Below are 7,280 nucleotides of genomic sequence, written 5' to 3' on the forward strand. Positions count from 1 at the left end.
CACTCCCAGCCGTACCGCTCAGCGCCGCCGCCAGGTACGCCCACAACCGCTCCCCGGTGTCGCCCCGCTCCACCTGGACCCAGGCGGGTCCGGGCTCCGCCGCGCCCATGCCCGGCCCGGCCACCGCGGCCCCGCCGTCGTCACCGTGGTCGCCGCCGGCCCGCGTCCAGGCGGCGAGGAGGGTGGTCTTGCCCCAGCCGGCGGGGGCCCTTACCAGGGTCACCGGGCCGGTGGCGCCGGCGTCGAGGCGGGCGGCCAACCGGGGCCGCCACAGCAGCGGCTCCGGCGGGGCGGGCGGGGTGAGCCGGGAGGCGAGCAGCGGCGGTCCCGCGTCTGCCCCGGCGATCCCGTCGCTGCTGCGGCCCTGCGTCATGGGTGCCACCCCCGTCGGACGCGTTCCTCCCCGGTCGCCGGCGGTTACCCGGCCCGCGCCGGTTCACCCCTTCGGGGGGAACCCGGTTCACCCGGCTCCGGCCGAGCATGGGACAGCCGGGCGGCCGGCCGCGCGTGACCGGCCGCACAGCACCGGAGGGGCAGGTGGTACCGATGCGACGGCGCTTCCCCCGCGCGCTGGTGGCGGCGCTGCGCGTACCCCGGTGGGGCGGCGGGCGGCGCGCGGCCGACGCCGGCCCGCGACCGGGCCGCTGGCAGGTGGTGACCGTGGACCGGCCGGCCGGCGAGGTGCTGCCCGGCGGACGGTGGCCGGAGCCGCTGCGCCCACTGGCGGGCGCGGTGGAGCTGTGGCTGCGCCCGGCACCCGGCGGGCGCGGCACCGAGCTGGCGGCCCGCCCGCTGGGTGGACGGGCCACCCTGCCGGGGATGGCCGCCCATCTGGTCGGCGACGACCCGGGCCGGTACCTGCGGGACACCCTGCGCCGGGTCAAGCAGTTCGTCGAGACCGGTGAGGTGCTACGCGCCGACCGGTCGCCGGTGGACCGCCCGGCGGTGCCCGGATGAGGGCGCTGTGTTGGGAGGGCGCGGACGCGCTCGCGGTGCGCGAGGTGCCCGACCCGGAGCTACGCAACGCCCACGACATGATCGTGCGGGTGCGCCGCAGCGCCACCTGCGGCGGGGACCTGCCGCTACTCGGCGGACGGTCACCCTTCCTCGCCGCCGGTGACGTGCTGGGCCACGAGTTCCTCGGTGAGGTCGCCGAGGTCGGGCCGCAGGTGCGCCGGCACCGGGTGGGTGACCGGGTGGTGGTCTGCGCCTCGGTCGCCTGCGGGAGCTGCTGGTACTGCCGGCGCGGGCAGCACGCCTGCTGCGACAACGGCGACCCGGCTCCGGCGGTGGCCGAGGAAGCCTGGGGGCAACCCACCGGCGGCTGCTACGGCCATCCCCGGGCCACCGGCGGCTTCACCGGCAGCCACGCCGAGTACGTGCGGGTGCCGTACGCCGACGTCGGGGCGTTCACCGTGCCGGAGACGGTCAGCGACGACCGGGCGGTCTTCGCCTCGGAGGCGGCCCCGGCCGGGTGGATGGGCGCCGAGCTGGGCGAGGTGGGCCCCGGCGACGTGGTCGCCATCTGGGGCGCGGGCGCGGTCGGCCAGCTCACCGCGCAGGCCGCGACGCTGCTCGGCGCGGACCGGGTGATCGTCATCGACCGGCATCCGGAGCGACTACGGATGGCCGAGCGGCACACCGGGGCGGAGACGCTCCACTACGAGCAGACCGACGTCACCGCCGAGCTGCGGGAACGCAGCGGCGGCCGGGGCCCGGACGTGTGCGTGGAGGCCGTCGGCGCGGCCGACGGCGGCGGCCGGCCGGCCTCGCTGGCGGAACGCTTCGCCGGTCGTCGGGCCGGCCGCGGCGTGGATGCCCTCGCTGTCCGCGAGGCGGTGCACGCCTGCCGCAAGGGCGGCACCGTCTTCGTCTCCGGCACCTTCACCGGGTTCGTCGACACGTTCCCGCTCGGCGCGGTGATGCACAAGGGGCTGACCCTGCGCAGCGGCCGGCAACACGGGCAGCGGTGGATCCCGATGTTGCTGGAGCGGATGGCCCGCGACGAACTGCGCACCGAACACCTGGCCACCCACCGGCTGCCCCTCGAACAGGGCCCGGCCGGGTACGCGCTGTTCCGGGACCGGGCCGACGGCTGCGTCCGGGCGGTCTTCACGCCGCGCGGATGAGGGTGCACACTCGGCGGATGCACCACGACCGTTCGTACCACCTTGTCCTGTTCGGCGCGACCGGCTTCACCGGTGGCCTCACCGCCGAGTACCTCGCCCGGCACGCCCCGATCGGGCTGCGCTGGGCGCTGGCCGGGCGCAACCCGGCCAAGCTGGCGGCGGTCCGCGACCGGCTGGCCGACATCGACCCGGCGCTGGCCGAGCTGCCGCTGCTCGCCGCCGACGTCACCGACGCCGCCTCCCTCCAGGCGGTGGCGGACAGCGCCCGGGTGGTCGCCACGACCGTCGGGCCGTACGTGCACCACGGGGAGCCGCTGGTGGCCGCGTGCGCGGCGGCGGGCACCGACTACGTCGACATCACCGGCGAACCGGAGTTCGTCGACCTGATGTACGTGCGGCACCACGCCGAGGCGGTACGCAGCGGGGCCCGGCTGGTGCACGCCTGCGGTTTCGACTCTATCCCGCACGACCTGGGCGTCTGGTACACCCTCAAGCAGCTCCCCACGGACGGGCCGGTGACCGTCGACGGGTTCGTCCGGGCCCACGGGAGGTTCTCCGCCGGGACGTACCACTCGGCGCTGACCGCGTTCTCCCGGACGACCGAGGCGAGCCGGGCGGCGAAGGCCCGCCGGGCGGTGGAGCCCCGCCCCGCGGGGCGCCAGGTCCGCGCGGTGCCGGGCAGGGTGGGCTGGTCGAAGGAGATCGGCCGGTGGGCGGTGCCGCTGCCCACCATCGACCCCCAGGTGGTGCGCCGGTCCGCGGCGGCCCGCCCCGAGTACGGTCCGGACTTCCGATACCGGCACTTCGCGGCGGTGAAGCGGCTGCCCACCGTCCTCGCCGCCGGCGTCGGCATGGCCGGCCTGGTCGGGCTGGTGAAGCTGCCGCCGACCCGGCGCTGGCTGCTCGACCGGCACGCCTTCGGGCAGGGGCCGAGCGCCGAGGAACGGGCGAGGTCGTGGTTCACTGTCCGCTTCGTCGGCTCCGCCGGGGGCCGTACGGTGCAGACCGAGGTGGCCGGCGGCGACCCCGGGTACGACGAGACCGCCAAGATGCTCGCCGAGTCGGCGCTGTGCCTGGCCCTGGACGAGCTGCCGCCCACCTCCGGTCAGGTCACCCCGGTCACCGCGATGGGCGACGTGCTGCTGGGCCGCCTGGTGGCGGCGGGCCTGACCTTCCGGGTGCTGGCGCGGCGCGGCTGACCGGTGCGCTTGACCCTCGACCTGGTTGAGGCGGCAGGATTCCTGGCGTGGAGAGCGAACTGCGCAGCATCGGCGGGCTGGCCCGGGCCAGCGGCCTGACGGTGAGCGCGCTGCGGTTCTACGACCGTTGCGGGGTGCTGACCCCGGCCCTGGTCGACCCGGTGACCGGCTACCGCTGGTACACCGGGGAGCAGGTGGCGCCGGCCCGGCTGGTGGCCGGGCTGCGCCGGGTGGGTCTGCCGTTGGCCGAGATCGGCGTCGCGCTGCGGCACCGGCACGAGCCGGCGGTGGTCGGGCGGCTGCTCGACGCGCACCTGCGCCGGCTGGAGGAAGGCCTGGCCGACGCCCGCCGGGAGCTCTCCCGCGTCCGGGCCCTGCTCGGCCCGGAGGAGGAGCACCCGTCAGCCACCCGGGTCGTGCTGTCGTGCGCGGCACTCGCCGCCGCGGTCGACGCCGTCCGCTTCGCGGTCGGCGCCGATGCCGGACTGCCGGTGCTGTCCGGCGTGCTGTTCGACGTCGAGCCGGACGGCGTACGGCTGGTCGCCACCGACCGGCACCGGCTCGCCGTGGCCCGCGCCGGCGGGACGGTCGACGGCCCGGCGACGCGCGCGTTGTTGCCGGTCGCCGTCGTCGACCGGGTCCGCGCCCTGCTGGCGGCGGCGGGATCCGCCGCCGGGGTCGGGGCGGTGACGGTGACGGTGGCCCTGACCGGCACGCGGGTCGTGGTCGCCGCCGAGGGCCGCGAGGTCGCCGGATCGACCTTGCCGGACGACTTCCCCGACTACCGGCGGCTGCTGCCCCGGTCGACCGGCGAGCCGCCGGCGCACCGGTTCCCGGTCGACGCCGCCGCGCTGCGGACGGCGTTGCGCGCCCCCGACGCCCCCACGGTGGACCGGGAGCACGCCGGGCGGACGTACGAGGTGACCGTGCTCGGGGCCGACGACCGGGGGTTGCGGGTGCTCGGCCCGGACGAGTCGACCGCCGGCGTGCGGGTCGGGGTGGACGGCCGCTACCTGCTCGACGCGCTGGACGCCGCCGGTGGCGGGCAGCTGGTGCTGGAGCTGGACGGCCCGATCGCCCCGCTGGCCATCCGCCGCCCGGACGACGAGGACGCCTTCTCCATCCTCATGCCGATCCGGCTCTGAGCGCACCTCCGGTTCACACCGGCTGCACCGACGGCGGTCACACCGGGTGCTCGGGAGCAGCCGTCGTCCGCCTGCGGCCGTGAGCCGGTACGGGCCTACCGGGCGCCGGTGGGCGCGACGGTAGCATCGGTGGGTTCCCACCTGACTTCCCGGACGGAGGCGTACGGAGCAGCATGCTCGACATGGAGTTGATCCGGAAGGATCGCGAGGCGGTGGCGACCGCGCTGGCGAAGCGACTGGATCCCGCCGAGGTCAACCGGGTCCTGGACGAGATCCAGCGGCTCGACCAGGAACGCCGTGCCCTGATCACCGGGATCGACGCCGAGCGGCAGCGCCGCAAGGCGGAGGCGCGGGCGTACGCGGCGGCGAAGCGTGCCGGCACCGAGCCGGAGGTCTCCGCGCCGGAGGCCGGCCGCAAGCAGCTCGCCGAGCTGGAGGCGGAGCTGGACGAGGTGCAGGCCCGGCTGCGCGGCGCGATGAGCGAGCTGCCCAACCTTCCCGCCGACGACGTCGTGGCCGGCGGCAAGGAGGCCAACCGGGTGGTGAAGACCTTCGGTGAGCCGCCGGCCATCGAGAAGGTCCGCGACCACGTCGAGCTGAGCCGGGCACTGGGTCTGGTGGACCACGAACGCGGGGTCAAACTCGGAGGCTCCGGCTTCTGGATGTACACCGGGCTGGGCGCCCAGCTGGAGTGGGCGCTGCTCAACTGGCTGATCGAGCAGAACATCAGGGCCGGGTACGAGTTCCTGCTCCCGCCGCACCTGCTGCTGGACACCGCCGGCTTCGCCGCCGGCCAGTTCCCGAAGTTCTACGACGACGTCTACCACCTGGACAAGCGGTCGGCGCCACGCGGGCAGTTCCTGCTGCCGACGGCCGAGACGGCGATCCTCGGCGCGTACCAGGACGAGATCCTGGAGACCGCGAAGCTGCCGTTGAAGGTGTTCGCGTACACCCCCTGCTACCGGCGGGAGGCGGCCGGCTCGCACTCCGACGAGCGGGGCACCGTCCGGGGTCACCAGTTCAACAAGGTGGAGATCTTCCAGTTCACTCTGCCGGAGCAGGCCGACGCCGCGTTGGAGGCGATGGTCGGCCACGCCGAGAGCCTGGTCGAGGGGTTGGGTCTGCACTACCAGCGCAGCCTGCTCGCGGCCGGCGACGCCAGCGCCGCGATGCGCAAGACCCTCGACATCGAGGTCTGGATGCCGAGCACCGGCAAGTACAAGGAGGTGTCGTCGGTCTCCTGGGGCGGCGACTACCAGGCCCGCCGGGCGGCCATCCGCTACCGGGAGCCGGGCGGCAAGCAGACCCGCTTCGTGCACACCCTCAACGGCTCGGCGCTGGCCACCAGCCGGCTCCTCCCGGCCATCCTGGAGCAGTTCCAGCAGCCCGACGGCTCGGTGCTGGTGCCGGACGTGCTCCGCGACCGGCTGGGCACCGACCGGCTCACGCCGACGCGCTGATCCGCCGGCGGCGGGGGTCGGTCGGCCCGCTCCCCGCCGCCGTGCTCCGGCCCCGCCGCCGGATCAGCGCCGCCACCGCCAGCAGCACCACCAGCCCACCCGCGAGCACCGCCGGACCGACCGTCTCCAGCACGGAGACCAGCGCCTGCTGCACCCGGGCCGCCCCGACCACCACCGGGTCACCGAAGGCGTCCCGCCGGCCCTCGGCCAGCCGTACCTCGTACCAGCCGTACCAGGCGACGTAGCCGCCGGCGAGCAGCAGCACCAGGCCGCTGAGCCGGGGCGCCCACGCTCCCGCGCCCCGCAGCCGGGCCACCAGTTGGCCGCGCAGCAGCGCCACGCCGAGCGCGGCGACCGTGACCACCAGGCCCATCCCGACCGCGTACGCGACGAAGAGCGCCACGCCACGCACCGCCGACCCGGCCTGGAGGCTGGTCACCACGATGGCCAGGAACGGCGCGATCGCGCAGCCGAGGGAGGCGAGGGCGTACGCCATGCCGAACACCACCATGGACGCCCACGACCGGGTCAACCGGGGCGCCCGGGCCAGCGGGCGCACGGTGGGCAGCCGCCGTCCGGCGAGCAGCCAGCAGCCCAGCGCCAGCAGCAGCAGGCCCAGCCCGACGGTGAACCAGGGCAGCCGGGGGCGCAGCCAGTCGGCCGCGGGTGCCAGCGCGAGGCCGACGGCGCCGAAGACCACGACGTACCCGGTGGTCAGCCCGGCGGCGGCGGTGAGCGCGCGGCCGACGGCGCCCCGGGTGTCGGAGGCTCCGGCGACCAGCAGCGACAGGTAGGCGGGCAGCATCGCGAAGCCGCACGGGTTGACCGCGGTGAGCATGCCGGCGGTCACCGCGAGCAGCAGCGGCGCTTCCATCAGCCGGCCAGCGCGGTGACCCGGCGGGTGAGGTCCTCACCGTCCAGGAAGCCCTGGTGGACGACCTTTCCCTCCCGGTCGATGATCACGAAGGTGCTCTGCTCGACGACCTCGAACCGCCGCCAGAGCGCGCCGGCCCGGTCGTCGAGCTGGACCGTGCCGCCGAGCTCGAACTCGGTGACGAAGTCCTTCATGGCCTGCTGCTGGCCAAGCCCGGCGACCCCGACGACCGGCACCCGGTCCCGGAACCGCGGGGCGATCTCGGCCACCGTCCACGCCTGGCTGGCGCAGGTCGCGCACCAGGGCGCCCAGAACCAGAGCACCACCGGCTTCCCGGCCAGGTCGGCGGCCGAGAAGGCCGCGCCGTCGAGGGTCTTCGCGGTGAACCTCAGCGTCTCCGACACCGGCCCGGGCGCGGCCGGTCCGGTCGGGGTCGGGGTGCCACCGGCGGGCGGGGCGGCGGTGGCCACCAC

Annotated in this window: 7 protein-coding genes and 1 pseudogene; 5 read left to right on the forward strand and 3 right to left on the reverse strand. The window is 75.9% G+C overall.

Features of this window, described 5'->3' with window-relative positions:
- Window positions 1–373, reverse strand: a pseudogene (locus E1165_RS27125) (hypothetical protein); the annotation flags it as partial.
- Window positions 374–546: 173 nt separating this feature from the next.
- On the opposite strand from E1165_RS27125, the gene E1165_RS27130 reads away from it, so the two are divergent.
- The 5 genes from E1165_RS27130 (at window position 547) to serS (ending at window position 5,933) form a co-directional block, all read left to right on the forward strand.
- A complete protein-coding gene (locus E1165_RS27130) occupies window positions 547–957 on the forward strand; it encodes a hypothetical protein (protein WP_243705011.1) in 411 nt (136 codons plus the stop codon).
- Window positions 954–2,129, forward strand: a complete 1,176-nt coding sequence (locus tag E1165_RS27135; RefSeq protein ID WP_132394555.1) for a zinc-dependent alcohol dehydrogenase — start codon at window positions 954–956, stop codon at window positions 2,127–2,129. Before E1165_RS27130 ends, E1165_RS27135 begins: the two co-directional genes overlap by 4 nt.
- Before the next feature lie 17 nt (window positions 2,130–2,146).
- Window positions 2,147–3,328 (forward strand): trans-acting enoyl reductase family protein, encoded by a 1,182-nt coding sequence (locus tag E1165_RS27140; RefSeq protein WP_132394556.1) that lies wholly within the window; start codon window positions 2,147–2,149, stop codon window positions 3,326–3,328.
- A gap of 59 nt (window positions 3,329–3,387) precedes the next feature.
- Entirely contained in the window at window positions 3,388–4,473 is a 1,086-nt protein-coding gene (locus tag E1165_RS27145) for a MerR family transcriptional regulator (protein ID WP_132394560.1), read from the forward strand.
- Window positions 4,474–4,646: 173 nt separating this feature from the next.
- The gene (serS, locus tag E1165_RS27150) at window positions 4,647–5,933 is read left to right on the forward strand and encodes a serine--tRNA ligase (RefSeq protein ID WP_132394557.1); all 1,287 of its coding nucleotides are present in this window, start codon (window positions 4,647–4,649) and stop codon (window positions 5,931–5,933) included.
- On the opposite strand, the gene E1165_RS27155 is transcribed toward serS, so the two are convergent.
- Window positions 5,917–6,807, reverse strand: coding sequence for a cytochrome c biogenesis CcdA family protein (locus E1165_RS27155; protein ID WP_132394558.1), 891 nt, complete (start codon window positions 6,805–6,807; stop codon window positions 5,917–5,919). The genes serS and E1165_RS27155 overlap by 17 nt on opposite strands.
- Window positions 6,807–7,280, reverse strand: a complete 474-nt coding sequence (locus E1165_RS27160; protein ID WP_371687401.1) for a TlpA family protein disulfide reductase — start codon at window positions 7,278–7,280, stop codon at window positions 6,807–6,809. Before E1165_RS27160 ends, E1165_RS27155 begins: the two co-directional genes overlap by 1 nt.

This window comes from Micromonospora sp. KC723 (genome assembly GCF_004348595.1).
Classification (GTDB): Bacteria; Actinomycetota; Actinomycetes; order Mycobacteriales; family Micromonosporaceae; genus Micromonospora.